The following is an 18,102-nucleotide window of genomic DNA, read 5'->3' on the forward strand; positions in this document are numbered from 1 at the left end:
CTTAACTCCTTATGCTTCTAGCCATGCTGGTGAACGTTGCAGAACAGGCAACACATCACGTCGGTTATCTAAACTCGGCAATGATGCCAGCAACCCTTGTGTGTAAGGATGTTTAGCATTATCGAGATCTTTCGCAGCAATGCTTTCTACCACTCGTCCCGCATACATCACTAATACTCGGTCGCAGAAGCTGCGCACTAAGTTTAAGTCATGACTAATAAAGATAAGTCCCAAGCCACGTTCCTGAACCAAATCATCTAATACCGCAAGAACTTGTAATCGCACTGATACATCAAGCGCGGAAGTGGGCTCGTCAGCAATAATGATCTCCGGCTCTGGAATCATCATCATAGCGATCATGATGCGCTGTCCCATACCACCTGAAATCTCGTGTGGGTAAAGATCATAAACGCGTTTCGGGTCGCGGATTTTTACCGCATTTAGCATAGCTAAAGTACGCTCCTTCGCTTCAGCTTTGGATACTTTGGTGTGCACCAAAAACGCTTCAGAAATCTGCTTACCAACTGTCACTACTGGATTTAACGAGTATTTAGGGTCTTGCAAAATCATCGAGATGCGATTGCCACGAACCTTTTGCATTTGGTCTTCTGTTGCCGTCAACAAGTCTAGATCTTTAAAACGCATGGTATCGGCTGTAACAGATGCACTGCGTGGATGAAGCTTTAGCAGTGAGCGACCCACCGTCGATTTACCAGAACCCGACTCGCCCACAATACCCAGTTTTTCTTTCCCCAATGTAAAGCTAACGTTGCGTACTGCATCAGTCAGTTTGCCGTCGTTTTTGAACTGGATACGTAAGTTTTCAACTTCAATTAATGGATTATTCATTATTCACCTCGTGGATCCAGTGCGTCGCGTAGACCATCACCTAATAAGTTAAACGCTAGCGAAACCATCATGATTGCCATACCTGGGAAGGCAACCATCCACCAGCATTCAAGCATGTAGCGGCGTCCAGAAGAGATCATTGCACCCCACTCTGGAATTGGCGGTTGAGCACCAAGACCCAAGAAGCCTAGACCCGCAGCCGTTAAGATGATGCCCGCCATGTTGAATGTCAGACGGATAATCACTGAAGACAAACACATAGGAACGATGTGGCGAATGATGATTCGTGGCGTTGATGCGCCCGTCAGTCTCACTGCCATGATGTAATCGGCATTACGCAATGTCATTGTTTCTGCACGAGCTAGACGAGCAATCGGCGGCCAAGCTGTTAAGGCAATAGCGATAATCGCGTGGTCTAGACCCGGACCTAAAGCCGCCACGAAAGCGAGCGCCAATACAAGGCTTGGGAATGAAATAAAGATGTCAGTTATGCGCATGAAAATGGTGTCAACAATACCGCCGAAGTAACCAGAAATTACCCCGACCGCCAGCCCAACAGGGCCGATGATGACAGTTACTAAGAACACTACGTATAACGTTACACGTGAACCCCAAACGATTCGGCTGTAGATGTCTCGACCATATTCATCAGTACCAAACCAGTGCGCACCACTAGGTGCTTTCATCGCGTTGGTTAAGTCCTGAACCGTTGGGTCGTAGTGACTGAGCCAAGGGGCAAAAATCGCAATCAGCATCAAACAACACACCACGACAATACCACCCATGGTAAGCGGGTTTGCCAGTATTCTTCTCGCTGTGCGCTTCGCATTTTCTAGCGACGCGTGATAACGAGAATTCGGTGCAGCGGCTGCTTTCGCTGTTGAAGTCTTTTCTGTTGTCGAAGCCATTTTATTTGTAGAAACCACAGTTGTCTCACTCATTATCGGGTCCTCGGGTCAAACACTTTATAAAGAGCATCTGCAATCAAGTTCAGCGTGATGAAAATCATGCCGACAATCAGAACACAGCCCATTACAGCATTCATGTCACCACGTAGTAGGCTGTGTGTGAGGTATTGACCAAATCCCGGCCACGCAAATACTGTTTCAATCAGTACCGCACCTTCCAACATGGTGCCGTATGCCAAAGCGACGATAGTCAGTAACTGAACACGAATGTTCATGAACGCGTGTCCCCAAAGAACAGCACGAGCAGAAAGACCTTTAACACGAGCAGTAATGATGTATTCCTGAGAAAGTTGCGCCAGCATAAAGCTACGTGTCATGCGGCTGATATAAGCCATGGAGTGCATGCCCAGAATACAAGCAGGTAAAATTAGGTGCGATAATGCACTGCGAAACACTTCCCACTCTCCAGCCATTGCTGAATCGACCAGTAGCAAACCTGTTTTTGGTTCAACTAAACCATCAAAGTAAAGGTCAACACGACCTGCGCCACCAACCCAACCGAGCCATGCGTAGAAAATCAATAAACCCATCATACCGAACCAGAAAATAGGCACGGAATAACCGGTCAAACTCATTACACGCACAATGTAATCACCTAAGCGACCACGTTGTGATGCTGCATAAACACCAAGCGGAATACCACAACCAGTACCAATGATGATGGCGAATGTGCCGAGTTCGACAGTTGCAGGTAATACGCGAGCAATCTCTTCGCTTACCGGCTGACCTGTCATTGCAGCACGACCAAGGTCACCATGCAGTAGGTCGTTAACGTAAATTAAATATTGTTTCCAAAGTGGCAAGTCCAAACCTAACTGTTTGTATACCTGCATGTAAGTTTCATGGTCTGCATCAGGTCCAACAATTGACAACACAGGGTCAACCGGCATAACACGACCAATTAAAAAGGTAAGTGTGAGTAATCCGAGCAAAGTAATAGCAATAGTTACGAGCTTTCTGCCGATTGCTGCAAGATTATCCATCCGCAAGGGTATAGCATTTACCATAATTAAATCCTTTACGCTTTACACTGGCTGCACTGATTGGCAGCCAGTGTTTCATCATGATTAACGTGCTTTGTACACATCTCGAAGATGAGTCGTATAAGAAGGATGAGGAACATAATCACGAAGATCAGAACGTACCACCACTGACTCTACAACTTGTGAAATAGGCTGAATCGGCGCTACCAAATCTGCATAGAGATTTTGTGCTTTTTGGTAAAGCTCAATTTGCTTCTGTTCATCCATTTCGCCTGCGGCTTGTTCGATAAGATTGTTCATCTCTTCGCTATGGAACGATGTTCTCCAACCTTGGAAGTTAGTGAGTTTTGCTTCGTCACGGTTATCAGGGTTGTACGCCAGTGAACGTAGGTTCGCATGTGGATGAGGCTCTGCACCGCCACCACCACGTCCAACAATCATCTCGAATTGACGTTCACGCATTGCGCCATAAACTTGGTTACCGGTACCGGTTAACAGTTCAGCTTCGATACCCGCTTCAGCAAGCGTTGCTTGTACTGCCGTTGCGATTTGTAGGAATGGAGGTTCAGCAAGAACGCGAATGGTGGTTTTGAAACCATCTTTATAACCGGCTTCATTCAACAAGTTCTTCGCCATATCTACGTCAAGTTTGTAACCAGGCTCTGCAAGCGTTGCAGGTAAACCCAGTTGAATTGGACGCTGATGATAAACACCATAGCTAGGCATGATGGTGTCGTTAATGCCTTTATAATCAATCAAATGACGAACAGCATCACGTATATTTTTGTCCTTAAAGTGCTGGTCTTTCATGCTCATTGCTAGGTAATAAACGTTACCCTTTTGCACTTCTTCAACTTTCACTTCGCTCTCGCTTTTAAGAGCGTTAACGTCAGCGACCGATAGGCCTTTCGCAATATCGATATCGCCTTGTTTAACCATTAAACGCAAACTTTGAGATTCGGTCATATGACGGATCATCACTCGGCGCATCTTAGGTTCACCTCGCCAATAGCTGCTATTACGGTTCATGATGATCACATCATTTACACGCCACTGAGCGATATCATATGGACCAGAACCTGCACTGTGGGAGTTCAGCCAGTCACGAGCATAGTCATCATTTACGACGTGTTTCTTCGCAAGCTCACTGTCGATAATAAGTGCGCCAGCTGAACTCGCTAACGTATACATCACCAATTTTGGATCAAGGCGTTCAGGGGTATTCAGCTCAATGGTGTAATCATCAACCACGTTAACCAATGAATCAATGTTGTCCGCTTTAAAACCGTAGGTTTTCCAGTAAGAAGCCTGAGCCAAATTTAACTTAACCGTACGCGCCCATGACCAAGCCACATCTTTAGCTGTGAAATTGTTGCCAGACTGGAACTTCACACCTTTACGTAGCTTAAAGGTGATTTTTTTACCGTCATCACTGTAAGTCCAGCTCTCTGCTAACGCTGGCAGCAGTTTGGATTTTTCAACAGGATCTAACTCAACCAATGCTTCGTAGGTGTTAGAAACAACGTCCATTGCATCGTTACCCGTCAGCGCAGCAGGATCGAAGGTCAGCATGTTGTTCATACTCATACCTATGATGAGCTGGTCTTTCGGCGTAGCAGCCTCAGCAGTACTCATCAAAGGTGAAGCAGCAAACAGAGCACCAGCAATCAATACTGCGAGAGTTTTTTTGTTTCGCATTCTTGTTTCTCCACGTTATGGATTAGTTTTTTAATTTTGAACGTTTGGTTTTATTGGAATTCGTTCGTTGTATTTTCTTCGATGTAAGCAAAATTAATGTCTTCACCTAAATCGGGCTTATTAAATCAATCCAAAGATAAAAATGTGTTTACTAAAAACAAGTTCTTAAACCAGTCAAAGGACAACTTGTAATACATCTTTCATCTTGTTTATGTATCAAATTTAGCAAACAAGAATATAAATAAATGACGACTGAATCTAAAAATAGCTAGCTTCACAGTTTATTTACTAGTCAAAATAAATACTCATGATATGTATCACAATTTTAATGGAATAATAAATTGACTATATGCGCAAACTTGTAATACAACTTATACAAGACAAATATGAAGGAGAAATTGAGATGGTAGTACAACGTAGCGGACGTTTATCAACTCAAGTCGTACAAGAAATTATCAACGACATTGATAATGGGAAATATCAGGCAGGTGACAAGCTTCCAACAGAGCATGAACTGATTGAATTGTTTGGAGTAAGCCGTACTGTTATTCGTGAAGCGATTGCGAATCTACGCGCCAGTAACCTTATTGAAACCAAACAAGGTAAAGGTGCATTTGTCCTAAGTAAGCCTTCTCAAGATCTCTTTCAGTTGAAACACTCAGGTGCATCGACCGCAGATGAACTAGGCTATATTCTTGACCTTCGCATTGCTATCGAAGCCGAAACTGCATTGATGGCAGCCAAATACCGAACAGATAAAGATCTTGAACGAATCAAATCAGCCATTGGTGAAATGGAAAGCTTAATTAATGAAGACAAAGATCAGCTTCAAGCCGACCGCAACTTCCACTATGCGATAGCAATGGCGTCTAAAAACCCACATTTCCTTGGTCTGCTCAAGTACATAGACAACACCTTGGCAAGCCATAAGAAAAACACCTCTATTGCTCCCGTAACTCGTAAGATGCAAGCGTTCAAAGAACATGAACAAATCTGCCATGCGATAGAAAAAGGCGACCCTGATGCTGCGCGTGCAGCAATGAGACTACACTTGTCAGGAACTCGTGAACGTTTAACAGCAAGAATCAATCACTGAGTATCACTTAGCGTTCATGTTCGTTCATGTTGCGTGTGTATGCTGACCTAACACACGCCGTCCAACATCTTCTCGATACCAAAACAACAAAAGCTTATCTTTCTCAAGATAAGCTTTTTCGTTGCTAACGCTTTCCAAAGCAGACGTACTTTCCAAAGCAAAAGCTGCTTATTAACGTGTTACTTATTGGCGTAGAAGTACTGCTTGGATTTCAGTAACCCTTCTCTTTCCAACTTCTCTAAATTAAGGCGCTGTGGGTTTCCTGGCATATCGGTCGGTAGATAAAAACGCCCATTGCGCTCTTGTGGAATATTCAAAGCGTATTCACAGACTGGTTTACTAATAGGTTCGTGGAACTCAATCAATTCATCGTCATTAAACAATGTACCAAACAGAGCACACAGATAAACTCGGCCACCAGACATAAAGCGCAGACCTTTCTCGCGAGCAAGATCGCGAATCGCAATGAGATCATCAATTCGAGTCATGCGACCAACCGAAGGCTGCAACACATCAACACCCTTCTCAGCGTAGATTTCAAACTCATAGCTGATACGCATTGATTCACCAAAGGCGATAGGAACTTTAAAGCCCATCTCTTTTAGCTCACGAATGCCATTCATATCATTGGCGTGAATCGGCTCTTCAAGCCATGCAAGATTGAAAGATTCGGTAAGTTCAGCAAATTTCGCAGCCGTCGCCACATCCCATTTCTGATTGGCATCCACTGCAAGCTCAATCTCCGGTCCAACAGCCGTGCGAACTTTATCGATGCGGCGTAAATCTCGTTCCATATCATCGCTGCCGACTTTGAACTTCACGGTTTTATAGCCTTCATCAACATAGCGTTGCATGTCGTCTACCAGTTCAGAATCTTCCAATAGTATTGAACCGCCACCTTTATAAGCGTTCGCCCAATCTTTGGTCGCTCCTAAGAAGCGATGCAGTGGCATGTTTTTACGTTGCGCGAGAAGATCCAACATTAGTGTATCCATTTTCCCTAGACACACCGCCTTTTCACTCTGACAGCCGTGATTTCTTACCTTCCAATATAGGAATTCGCGCCATTCGTTAAAGGAACGAGTTTCGCCAGTCAGGATAAGAGGAAGAATGGTGTTGATGAAGGTTTTATCAATCGCCAAATAATGAGCCACAAAGCCTTCTGTATCATATAGCTCGATACAACCTCGCTCTGGAGCATATTTTCCTAGACCACCTGTACCATCTTGGAATATTCGTGGTAAGGAGATCGGATCAAATTCGTAATATATCGCTTTGCTGAAACACAACTTTTCGTCGAAATTGTAGCGAAACATGAGCTACCTCATCAGTTATTGTTATCACACTAAATATTGAATACTTCGTCGCTTTCACAAGGCTGCGTCTTATTCGCTTACCATTTCAGCGTCGCTTGCTCTGTCCCATAGATATGAAAACCCGCTTTGTCTGATGAGATTTCACTGAAGTAAAGAAAAACCCTTTTCGCTCAGTAAAAACCACTCAATAAAACAACTTGTCATACATGTTACATTGAAATAATGAAACAAATTTACCAGATAAAAATAGCAATAAATGACGACTAAATCTCAATTTTGCTAGGTTTGTACCAGTTTCAGTTTCCAAACTATTAAGCCATGACATATATCACAATTATTTTTAATGTTTAATTACGCATAAAAACACTACTTGTATTACAACGGTGAATTTACAAAACGATGGTACTAGTCTCGTCAGAGCATAGAAGAGTTATGTTAGAAATAATTGGAGAAGAACTGACTACTAGCCTTGAACGTCAATAATTGGGTGGTCTTTATGCACTTTGAGATAAAGTCAGAATGAAGAGATGTAGGTTATGAAGATTAATGTCTTTACTAAGTCGGGCGAAAAGGCGAGTTGAGAATAAAGCTCACGCGATTGTCACATGGCAATCGCGTGAGCATCTTTAAAGGCTTTATTTGTTGAACCAATCCAGTTTATTGTGCAATTCAGTAACGCTACCAACCACAATCAGAGCTGGGCTTTGTGCTTGCGCTGCGAGCAGTGCCAGTTCGTTCAACTTACCTTGGAATACACGCTGCTCTGGTCGTGTACCATTTTCAATAATTGCGCACGAGATCCGTGGATCTAAGCCATGAGCAATCAGGTTATCCATGATGTGGCCGCTTTGCTTCAAACCCATGTAGAACACGAGAGTGTTATTTGATTGCGCCAAAGATTGCCATTCAATTTCACGACCATTTTTTTGCACATGTCCCGTAATAAATTGAACGCTTTGCGCATGATCTCTATGAGTAAGTGGTATGCCAGCATAAGCGGTTGCTCCAGCCGCAGCGGTTATTCCAGGAACAACTTCATAGGCAACGCCATATTCGGCAAGCTCTTCTAACTCTTCCCCACCGCGGCCAAAGATAAACGAGTCACCGCCTTTTAAACGCACAACACGTTTACCTTCCTGCGCTTTCTGTACCAAAATTTGATTGATTTGCTCTTGAGGTACGCAGTGAAAATCGAGCTTTTTTCCGACGTAAATAAGCTCTGCATCCGCATCCGCTAGAGCGAGAATTTGCTCTGATACCAAACGGTCATACACAACAACTTCTGCCTGTTGAATGACCCGATACCCCTTCATGGTAAGCAGATCTGGGTCTCCCGGCCCTGCCCCAACAAGAGAAACAAATCCCGCTTTCATGTCATGGTTGTTCACAGCGATATCAGAATTCATAGCAACGCCCGTCATTTCAAATTTGGATATAAAGAGAAGCACTCATCGGTTATGCAAGTCACTGCTTTTTATACTCAAACTACTTGGAGTTGCAGGTAGGCGGCAAGTGAGTGAATCCCCATGAGCATAGATAAACTATGTGATTGGGGTGAGCGAACGTAACCAACACCGCTGCAGCTTCAAGTAGGAAGAGTATATAGCCAAAACTATTCAGATTTAATAAAGCTCCATCACCTGCATGACGGAGCCTTAATTGATTATTTGATTAGTGCTACTTCAGCGTTTACTTCAGTTTCTGCACTTAACGCTGGCGCTGTTTTCGCGTGAGTTAGGTATAGAGGAATACAAGTAAATACTAGACCGCCCACGATGTTGCCAAGAATGGTTGGGATTAGGTTGAAGTTCAACCAAGTTGCCACGCCGAAATCCGCACCTAACATCATACCTAGTGGGAACAGGAACATGTTTACTACTGCGTGTTCAAATACCAATGCGAAGAATATGAAGATTGGTAACCACATTGCTGCGATTTTGCCAGCAACAGAGCGAGAGCTCATATTACCGATAACACCTAGACACACCATTAGGTTACAAAGGATACCGCGCACAAAACAGGTAATCCAACCATCAGCACCTAGGTTTTCAAAACCTACTGTACGTGCAGTTGCAACCGCAATGAATTTTTGACCAACGGCATTTGGTTCTACGCTAAAGTTCATAGTTAAAGAGAGAGCGATCAAACCAGCCACAATCAATGAGCCAACAAGGTTACCGAAACCAACCAGACCCCAACAACGAAGAACGCGCCCCCAAGTGATACCCGGACGGTTTTCAAATTTAGCCAGTGGTGCAATGCCAAACACGCCTGTAACTAGGTCATAGCCCATTAGGCTCAGAATACAGAAGCCCACTGGGAACACGAGTGCGCCGACAACGCCCATGCCTGTTTGAACTATAGTCGTAATCGCCACTACTACGGCTAACGATAGAATCACACCTGCCATCATGCCACGTAAAATAAGGTCACGAGTGCTGGTTTTTACTTTTGCCTCACCAATGTCGATCATGGTTTGGACAAACTCTACAGGTTTTAATGCAGACATGTGGATCTCCTAAAATTTAAAATATAAAAATGTGTAAAACGGAAGATTAAATAGAGAAAGGCTTTCAAACGGATTCGCGACTAAAGCCTTTGCCTATTGAATCTGCCCCTCCCATTGAGAGGGGCATCAATCAGTTAGGCTGCGATTTCAACTTCGCCTTTGGTGACTCGTGCTTGGTAAGACTTCACGCTAAAACGTTCATCTTCCATGCACATACCAGTCGCCAAGTTGAAGCGCTGCTTTTTCAGTGGGCTTGCAACCCAAAGCTCGCCTTTATGTTCGCAAATCAAACCGCGAGACAGCACGTTCGATTGGTAAAACGGATCTGTGTTGCTGATAGCAAACACTTCTTCCGCATCAGTAGGACGAAACACCGCTACTTGCTCACCGTTAACCAGAGCACAAACACCAGTACCCGGAATGATGTCGCTGATTTGGCAAATTTTTTCAAATGACATATCCAACCTTCCCTTATGCTTCAGTTGCCGCTACGTGTAAGATGTCGCCTTTCATTTCAGGATGTTTTTCCGTGAACGTTGCAGGGCGGTGTTGCGCTCTCTCAGGTACAAACACGACGTTTTCATCACGTTTGTCTGAGTTGATGAAATGAGCAAAACGAGTCAGTTGTGATTCGTCGTTGATAGTCGCTGTCCACTCACACTCATACTCATCCACTAGCTTCGCGACGTCAGTTTCTAGTTGAGCGTTAATGCCTAGTTTGTCTTCAACAATCACTTGGCGCAGATAATCAACACCGCCTTCCATGTTTTCTAACCATACTGAAGTGCGTTGAAGTGGCGCAGCCGTACGAATGTAGAACATCATGAAACGGTCGATGTATTTGATGAGTGTTTCTTTATCCAGATCGCTTGCCAGAAGATCCGCATGGCGAGGTTTCATACCACCGTTACCACACACGTACATGTTCCAGCCTGCATCTGTTGCAATGATGCCTAAGTCTTTACCTTGAGCTTCAGCACATTCACGAGTACAGCCAGACACACCGAACTTCATCTTGTGAGGAGTACGAATGCCTTTGTAACGGTTTTCGATCATTGAACCTAAACCGACTGAGTCTTGAACACCGTAACGACACCAAGTAGAGCCCACACAAGTCTTCGCCATGCGAAGTGCTTTGGCGTACGCTTGACCAGTTTCAAAACCAGCATCAATCAGCTTGCGCCAGATTTCAGGTAGGTCATCTTTTTGCGCGCCAAACAGACCAATACGTTGAGCCCCTGTCACTTTGGTGTATAGCTTATATTCTTCAGCGACCGCAGCCAGAGCGCCTAACGCTTGCGGTGTTACTTCACCACCCGCCATACGCGGAATAACTGAATAAGTACCATCTTTCTGAATGTTACCTAGGAAGTTGTCATTGGTGTCATGCAGTTTCACTAACTGAGGTTTTAGAATGTGTTCACCCCAGCATGAAGCCAAAATAGAACCAGCTAGTGGTTTACACACTTCACAACCGTAGCCTTTGCCGTATTTTGCTAGTAGCTCATCGAAGGTTTTGATCTCTTCGATACGAATTAGATGGAATAGCTCTTGGCGAGAATAAGCAAAGTGCTCACACACATCGCTTTTCACTTCGATACCTGATTTCGCAAGCTCTGCGTTTAGAACAGAAGTCACCAGTGGAATACAACCACCACAACCAGTGCCAGCTCCCGTTACGGCTTTGATATCTGCAAGTGTGTGATGACCATCCGCAACCGCTTTGGCGATCTTGCCTTTGGTCACATCAAAGCATGAACAGATTACTGCGCTTTCAGGCAGCGCATCCGCTCCAAGAGATGGTTTTTCTGCGCCAGCATGGGCTGGCAAAATCAACGCATCTGGGTGTTCAGGTAGGTCAATTTCATTGAGCATTAGCTGAAGCAGATCACCGTAATCTGAGGTATCTCCTACAAGCACTGCGCCAAGCAGTTTCTTGTTGTCATTCGATACAATCAGACGTTTGTAAACTTCTTGCTCTTCGTTTTGGTAAACGTAGCTCTTACAACCTTCAGTGCGACCATTCGCATCACCAATTGAACCCACTTTTACGCCAAGCAATTTCAGTTTTGCAGACATGTCTGCGCCTTCGAATTTGCTTTCCGTTTTACCAAGCAGATGGTCAACCGCGACTGTTGCCATCTTGTAGCCCGGAGCCACAAGACCAAAGAACATTTCATTCCAAGAAGCACATTCACCAATCGCGTAAATGTTCTCATCTGAAGTTTGACAGTGGTCGTTAATCGCTACACCACCACGAGGGGCGATATCCAGATTCATTTGGCGCGCAAGTTTGTCCTGTGGGCGAATACCAGCCGAGAACACAATGAAGTCGGTTTCAAGCTCTGTTCCGTCAGCAAAACGCATCACGTTACGAGCGCTTGTACCTTCTGGAACAATCTCAAGCGTGTTTTTGCTGGTGTGAACATGCACGCCCATGCGTTCGATTTTCTGGCGTAACTGGTTACCACCAGCCAAATCTAATTGTTCTGCCATCAATTTAGGTGCGAACTCCACTACGTGAGTTTGTACGCCCAACGCCTTTAGAGCGCCCGCAGCTTCAAGACCTAGCAAACCGCCACCGATTACAACACCTGACTTACTTTTCTTTGCGCAAGCTTCGATTGCTTTCAAATCTTCAATTGTGCGGTAAACAAAGCAGTCTTTGCTTTCATGACCTTTAATAGGAGGAACAAATGGGAATGAGCCAGTAGCAAGGATCAGCTTGTCGTATTGAATCTCACGACCTGTGCTTGAATACACAACGCGATTTTCACGGTTAACGTTAATTGCACGTTCGCCAAGAAGGATGTTGATGCCGTGCTTTTCATAAAAACCTTCTTTAACTAAAGAAAGCTCATCCGCAGTGTGATGTGAAAAGTACGAGGACAAATGCACACGGTCGTATGCTGCTCGAGGTTCTTCACAGAAAACAGTGATATCCATTTGCGAGACATCGGTTTTCTCGACTAAATCTTCGATGTAACGGTGACCAACCATTCCGTTACCGATGACGACTAGCTTCAACTTGCTCATTGTAATTCCTAAGGGTTAGGTTCTTAACTAAGAGAAGTTTTATTTTTTTACTCGAAATATTACATGATGTAGGTCAATTCAGTTTTTAAACTACCCTAAAGTGGTATGTGTTTTATCAATAGATTGCATGGAAAGGATACTTTTCGATGGTGTGTTTTTAACCAGATGCACCCAACGAAGTAACATTAAGAAAACAGCCAGTATGCTAGTCAGATTTTTCTCAATCCCACTTTTCAAAAAATCACGATTCGATTTTTCAATCTAATTCTCAGTCGTACTTTGCCATTCAACTTACAATTCCAGCCAATTCATCCTTATTGATTGCTTAACGATGCTTCAACTTCAAACGGCGAAACTCCTTTTCTGTTTCTTGCCGTCACTACTGTTTATCAATGCTTGTGCCAACAAACCAAGCCAAGAGTGGCAAGCTATTTCATTGAGCGACTTTTCTGATTCCATTCATCATGCGCGGATGAAGTTCGAGCATGAACAACCACCGTATGATGTTTTTCAACCACAACAAATCATTGCTATCGCTGATAACTTAGTTGCCGGACAGAGAAGTGATGGCGGTTGGGCGAAGAATAAAGACTGGCTGCGTATCTACGATGGCAATGAGTTGAATCAATTGCAGCAAGGTAGAAGTACTTTAGACAATCGCACTACTTGGTCTCAGGTGGAATATTTAGCGAAAGTTCATCAGCAGACTCAACAACAAAAATATGCTGATTCCGCCATACGCGGAATCCAATATATGATTGCTGAGCAGAGAGAATCCGGAGGCTGGCGCGGCTACGATATTGATGCCGTTACCTATAACGATGATGTTATGGTTGGCGTTTTAAAAACACTGAAATCCGTCATCACCAACCGCCAGCGTTACAGTTTTGTCGATGACCAATTACTGTCTCAGACGAAATACGCCTATGAAAAAGGCATTGAATGCATTTTAAAAACACAAGTAAGGATTGATGGAACACTGACGGCATGGGCGCAGCAATACGATCACCAAACCCTAAAGCCTATTTGGGCTAGAAGCTTTGAACCGCCAGCATTAAGCAGCAGTGAGAGCGTTGGCGTGGCGCGTTTTCTAATGTCGATAGACAACCCCTCGGCAGATATTCAACTCGCCATCACTTCCGCAGTACATTGGCTTTATGCAGTCAAAATCCAAGGTATCAAGCTAGAAAAGATATCCGCGCCAGCCACACAATTTGCATGGCACTGGAGCGACTATGATTATCAAGTCGTTGAGCAGAAAGCCGCCAAACCAATTTGGGCTCGCTATTACGACCTTGAGAAACAAAAGCCAATTTTCTGCACGCGAGAAGGCGTCATCACCTCGAATTACCAAGATTTAAGCCGAGAACGTCGCACAGGTTACGGCTGGTATGGTTACTACGCAACCAAGCTGATTGAACAAGAGTTTCCGGCTTGGCGAGAGAAGTGGGATGAATAGTGAATATGTCTAGCTGTAACCAATAACCTACACATTGGATACATCAGGCAATCTCGCGTACAATAGCCGCCATTCAAATTAACCAATGATCATCTGTGTCCATACGTTTTCGGTTTAGTAGACTAGATACCAGATGAAACTAAAGGCAATAAATTCAAATGGTTAACAACAACATTCAGTGGTTTCCTGGGCATATGCATAAAGCGCGTAAGGAGATCGAAGAAATTATTCCACAAGTCGATGTGATCATCGAAGTGTTGGATGCACGTATTCCTTTCAGTAGCGAAAACCCGATTATTTCGAAACTTCGCAAAGAAAAGCCTTGTGTAAAGGTACTGAACAAGCGTGATTTGGCTGATCCTGAAATGACTCAGCTATGGATTGAACACTTGGAAAAAGAGCAAGGCGTTAAAGCGATTGCCATTACCACTTCGAACCAACAAGAAGTTATGCAGATCATGGAGCTGTGCCGCAAGTTAGCACCGAACCGTGAAGCATTAGGCAAGAACGTTCGCACCATGATTATGGGTATTCCGAACGTAGGTAAATCAACTATCATCAACTGTTTAGCGGGTCGTGCGATTGCTCAAACCGGTAACCAGCCAGCGGTTACTCGTCGTCAGCAACGTATTAATCTGCAAAACGGTATTGTGCTTTCAGATACCCCAGGGATCTTATGGCCGAAAGTGGAAAACCCACACAGTGGTTTTCGTTTAGCAGCGACAGGTGCCATTAAAGATACCGCGATGGAATACGAAGAAGTGGCGTTCTACACCGTAGAGTACCTAGCTGAGCGTTACCCAGAGCTATTGAAAGCGCGTTACAACATTAACGAATCACCAGAGTCCGACCTTGAATGGATGGAAGAAATTGGTCGTAAACGTGGCGCACTACGTGCTGGCGGTCGTGTTGATTTACACAAAGCTTCTGAAATTCTGCTGCATGAGTTACGCCAAGGTATCATCGGGCAAATCACTCTTGAGCACCCAGAGATGATCACTCAAGAGCTCATTGAGGTCGAAGTTGAAGAAGCTCGCAAAGCGGAAGAGAAAGCGAAAAACAAAGAAGAGCGTCGTAAACGTTATCTGCGTAATAAGCGCTAAGACACTCACACCGTTTTAAGCGATAAAAGGGCGACTGTTATGTCGCCCTTTCTATTCCTATTGAGTTATTCCAGCTAACTTCAGCAAAATACTCTCTAGTTGATCCCAAGGCATAAGCTGTGAATCAATCACTTCAAGGCGAGACTCAAAACCTTCTAAGCTCAGCTGATTCACCGACACAACACCGTTTGCCGAGTTAAAGGCATAACAACCTTGGTCAGTATTCACGACAGCTTTTACGCGCTCAGCGGTTAGATCGCTAATCAATGAGAAAAGCTCATCAAAGTTAAAACGATACTCTGCACCAAACAACCAACCACAGCTGAAATAACCCTGCCCTTTGTTCTCTTTACGCGCGAAAGGCTGGTTTGGATTTAGCAGAAACTCAGGTTCCATTTCTGCGTGGTGGTGATGGTGAGATTCGATATGAGAAGAAGCCCCACCGTGAACACGTTCAATATCCAAAACTTCAATCGGTAGTTGACCGAGAGTTACCAGTTTATGGAACACTTTCGCTGGAGTTTGGTCAGTTACCCAGTCATTGAATACGTCAATATCATGAGCCGTACACTCATCTACCTTGTTGCCAATAATCACATCTGCGGTTTGCAGTTGATCATTGAAGTTTTGATTACTGGTGTATTTCTCAATGCTTAAATTACGAGGATCAACCAAGCCAATCGTCGCTTTAAGTTCAACATATGGCGTGTATTGATCTGAGGTTAACGTCGCAATGACTTGCTTTGGATGCCCCAACCCCGTTGGTTCGATGATCAAGCGGTCTGGTTTCTGACGCAGCAGAGCGTTAATACCAACAGACATAGGCACACCAGCCGTACAGCACATGCAGCCACCCGGTACTTCTTTAATCAAAGCACCTTGATCTGACATCATCGCGCCATCAATGCCAATTTCGCCAAACTCATTAACAAGAACCGCCCACTTTTCGTTTTCTGGCTTGTTCTTTAGAAGATTCAATATCGTCGTTGTTTTCCCTACACCGAGAAAACCCGTAATGATATTAGTTGGAACTTTATTCGTCATTGGGATACTCCTTTTGCAAGGAGTATACATAGGAGGCTTAGAGCTTGCTATACGCGCTTTGTGGAGTTACAGATGACAACGTGAATTGCGGTAGGCCAGAATGCATAAAGGCGCACTGCGGGAGCGCGCCTTATTTCCTCGTTACTCAATCGTGAGTCTGCGGATTCTATCATCTCTAGTTAGATGCACTTGAATCAATGACGAGGTTAATCGATTAGAATTTTGATTCCATCCAAATTGTAAGTAAGGCTTTTTTTCACATCCTCCGTAAGAAATATCGATAAACGCCTTACGATTTAAATATGGCTCATTTCCGAAGAAATACAAGTTTTCGAGCTAATATTATTGGCAAATTTTTTTACCTAAATCACCTTTTTGAAAAGTGGCAAAATTCATCTTCTTTCATATAGAAATCATATATGAAAATCTAATTTGCAACTTTACAGCTATAGTTGATTGTAATGGTAAGTATAATCTGACACTCCTCACATAACGCCGACAATGAGACCCGTTTTAAATGACCAACCGAGAGAAGTTTACGCAAAGTTTTCTAGCAAAAGTTCCAAAGGATGCTATCAACCAATTTCTCTCTAAAGATAAAACACCGATCTCAGTTCTGTTTTTGTCACTCGCCGTTGGGATACTGGCTGGAATTGTGGGTACTTACTTTGAAAAAGCCGTTCATTTCGTCTCTGAAACACGCACAGAATGGTTAAAAAGTGAGATTGGAAACCTACTTCCGCTTTGGTTAGCCGCAATCATCATTAGTGCGGCATTGGCGTTTGTCGGTTACTACCTAGTACACCGTTTTGCTCCGGAAGCGGCTGGCTCTGGTATTCCTGAAATCGAAGGTGCGATGGACGGTATCCGTCCTGTACGTTGGTGGCGCGTTATTCCAGTGAAGTTCTTTGGTGGAATGGGTGCATTGGGTTCAGGTATGGTACTAGGACGTGAAGGTCCTACGGTGCAAATGGGCGGCGCTATCGGACGAATGATTTCTGATGTCTTCAGAGTCAAGAGTGAGGATACTCGCCACTCTCTTCTCGCTTCTGGTGCAGCAGGTGGTTTAGCGGCGGCATTTAACGCTCCTCTTGCTGGCATTATGTTTGTCGTAGAAGAGATGCGTCCACAATTTCGCTACTCGCTTATCTCTATTCGTGCGGTCATTATTTCTGCGGTATCCGCCAATATCGTATTTCGTATGATTAACGGTCAGGAAGCGGTTATCACGATGCCTGAGTATGATGCTCCAGAACTGAAAGCTCTCGGCTTATTCCTGTTTTTAGGTATGTTGTTTGGCGTTTTCGGTGTGATATTCAACCGTCTGATCACCTTGTCTCAAGATATCTTCGTCCGTATCCACAAGAACCAACGCAAACGCTATTTGATTACGGGTTCTCTGCTTGGTGGATTTTTTGGATTAACACTCCTCTACGTACCCGAACTGACAGGCGGTGGTATCAACTTTATTCCTGATGTAACTAATGGTAATTACAGTGCAACGGTTCTACTGCTGCTTTTCATCGGTCGTATTTTCACAACCGTAGTCTGTTTTGGTTCTGGAGCACCCGGCGGTATCTTCGCACCTATGTTGGCACTCGGTACTCTATTTGGGTATGCCTTTGGTTTGATTGCGAAAAGTATTTTCCCTGAGTTGGACATCGAACCCGGAATGTTTGCCATTGCCGGCATGGGTGCGCTGTTCTGTGCAACCGTCCGTGCGCCGATAACTGGCATTTTGCTGGTTATCGAAATGACTGGTAACTACAACCTGATTCTTCCTCTGATTATTACAGGATTAGGTGCGGTGATATTCGCTCAGATGTTTGGCGGACAACCAATCTACAGCCAACTACTTAATCGTACGTTGAAGAACGAAAAACTTCGCCAGCAAGATCTACCGCAGCAAGAGTAAAAAGCGGATTAAAATTTAGTCATACCGGTTAGAGGTTACTAATTTGCTGCGTGTTTTGTGACAATCGCACACATTATTGTCGTACAGACACTGAGGAAACTTGTTAATATCGCCACCCACAAACCA

Annotated in this window: 14 protein-coding genes; 4 read left to right on the top strand and 10 right to left on the bottom strand. The window is 44.2% G+C overall.

What is annotated here, in order from left to right:
- Positions 1–9: 9 nt before the first annotated feature.
- The 4 genes from ACOSVQ_RS10135 to ACOSVQ_RS10150 are packed head-to-tail and all read right to left on the bottom strand — an operon-like array spanning position 10 to position 4,498.
- Positions 10–849, bottom strand: coding sequence for an ABC transporter ATP-binding protein (locus ACOSVQ_RS10135; RefSeq protein WP_491982455.1), 840 nt, complete (start codon positions 847–849; stop codon positions 10–12).
- On the bottom strand, positions 849–1,790 hold the full coding sequence (locus tag ACOSVQ_RS10140) for an ABC transporter permease (protein ID WP_491982456.1): 942 nt from the start codon (positions 1,788–1,790) through the stop codon (positions 849–851). The genes ACOSVQ_RS10135 and ACOSVQ_RS10140 overlap by 1 nt, the downstream gene beginning before the upstream one ends.
- The gene (locus ACOSVQ_RS10145; protein WP_165314133.1) at positions 1,790–2,824 is read right to left on the bottom strand and encodes an ABC transporter permease; all 1,035 of its coding nucleotides are present in this window, start codon (positions 2,822–2,824) and stop codon (positions 1,790–1,792) included. Before ACOSVQ_RS10145 ends, ACOSVQ_RS10140 begins: the two co-directional genes overlap by 1 nt.
- 60 nt (positions 2,825–2,884) lie before the next feature.
- On the bottom strand, positions 2,885–4,498 hold the full coding sequence (locus tag ACOSVQ_RS10150) for an ABC transporter substrate-binding protein (protein WP_491982457.1): 1,614 nt from the start codon (positions 4,496–4,498) through the stop codon (positions 2,885–2,887).
- A 403-nt stretch (positions 4,499–4,901) separates the two neighbouring features.
- Between ACOSVQ_RS10150 and ACOSVQ_RS10155 the strand changes: the two genes are divergently transcribed.
- Entirely contained in the window at positions 4,902–5,594 is a 693-nt protein-coding gene (locus ACOSVQ_RS10155) for a FadR/GntR family transcriptional regulator (RefSeq protein WP_491982458.1), read from the top strand.
- A gap of 179 nt (positions 5,595–5,773) precedes the next feature.
- On the opposite strand, the gene ACOSVQ_RS10160 is transcribed toward ACOSVQ_RS10155, so the two are convergent.
- The 5 genes from ACOSVQ_RS10160 to nirB form a co-directional block, all read right to left on the bottom strand.
- The gene (locus ACOSVQ_RS10160) at positions 5,774–6,910 is read right to left on the bottom strand and encodes an enolase C-terminal domain-like protein (protein ID WP_491982459.1); all 1,137 of its coding nucleotides are present in this window, start codon (positions 6,908–6,910) and stop codon (positions 5,774–5,776) included.
- A 635-nt stretch (positions 6,911–7,545) separates the two neighbouring features.
- Positions 7,546–8,316 carry a uroporphyrinogen-III C-methyltransferase gene (gene cobA / locus ACOSVQ_RS10165; RefSeq protein WP_491982460.1) on the bottom strand — a complete coding sequence of 257 codons (771 nt, stop codon included), beginning with the start codon at positions 8,314–8,316 and terminating at the stop codon, positions 7,546–7,548.
- Positions 8,317–8,573: 257 nt separating this feature from the next.
- Positions 8,574–9,419: a formate/nitrite transporter family protein gene (locus ACOSVQ_RS10170; protein ID WP_491982461.1), complete on the bottom strand. Its 846-nt coding sequence runs from the start codon at positions 9,417–9,419 to the stop codon at positions 8,574–8,576.
- Positions 9,420–9,553: 134 nt separating this feature from the next.
- The gene (gene nirD, locus ACOSVQ_RS10175) at positions 9,554–9,877 is read right to left on the bottom strand and encodes a nitrite reductase small subunit NirD (protein WP_102942203.1); all 324 of its coding nucleotides are present in this window, start codon (positions 9,875–9,877) and stop codon (positions 9,554–9,556) included.
- Between the two features lie 13 nt (positions 9,878–9,890).
- Positions 9,891–12,455, bottom strand: a complete 2,565-nt coding sequence (nirB, locus tag ACOSVQ_RS10180; RefSeq protein ID WP_491982462.1) for a nitrite reductase large subunit NirB — start codon at positions 12,453–12,455, stop codon at positions 9,891–9,893.
- 331 nt (positions 12,456–12,786) lie between these two features.
- Here nirB and pelA point away from each other — a divergent pair, with 331 nt between their 5' ends.
- Both pelA and ylqF read left to right on the top strand, forming a co-directional pair.
- A complete protein-coding gene (pelA, locus tag ACOSVQ_RS10185; protein ID WP_491982463.1) occupies positions 12,787–13,914 on the top strand; it encodes a pectate lyase in 1,128 nt (375 codons plus the stop codon).
- Positions 13,915–14,072: 158 nt separating this feature from the next.
- Positions 14,073–15,017 (top strand): ribosome biogenesis GTPase YlqF, encoded by a 945-nt coding sequence (ylqF, locus tag ACOSVQ_RS10190; protein WP_491982464.1) that lies wholly within the window; start codon positions 14,073–14,075, stop codon positions 15,015–15,017.
- Between the two features lie 57 nt (positions 15,018–15,074).
- Here ylqF and ACOSVQ_RS10195 read toward each other — a convergent pair whose 3' ends face one another.
- Entirely contained in the window at positions 15,075–16,061 is a 987-nt protein-coding gene (locus ACOSVQ_RS10195) for a CobW family GTP-binding protein (protein ID WP_491982465.1), read from the bottom strand.
- A gap of 517 nt (positions 16,062–16,578) precedes the next feature.
- On the opposite strand from ACOSVQ_RS10195, the gene clcA reads away from it, so the two are divergent.
- Positions 16,579–17,976 (top strand): H(+)/Cl(-) exchange transporter ClcA, encoded by a 1,398-nt coding sequence (gene clcA, locus ACOSVQ_RS10200; protein ID WP_491982466.1) that lies wholly within the window; start codon positions 16,579–16,581, stop codon positions 17,974–17,976.
- The last annotated feature ends 126 nt before the right edge of the window (positions 17,977–18,102 follow it).

This window comes from Vibrio sp. HM8-C, assembly GCF_058630515.1.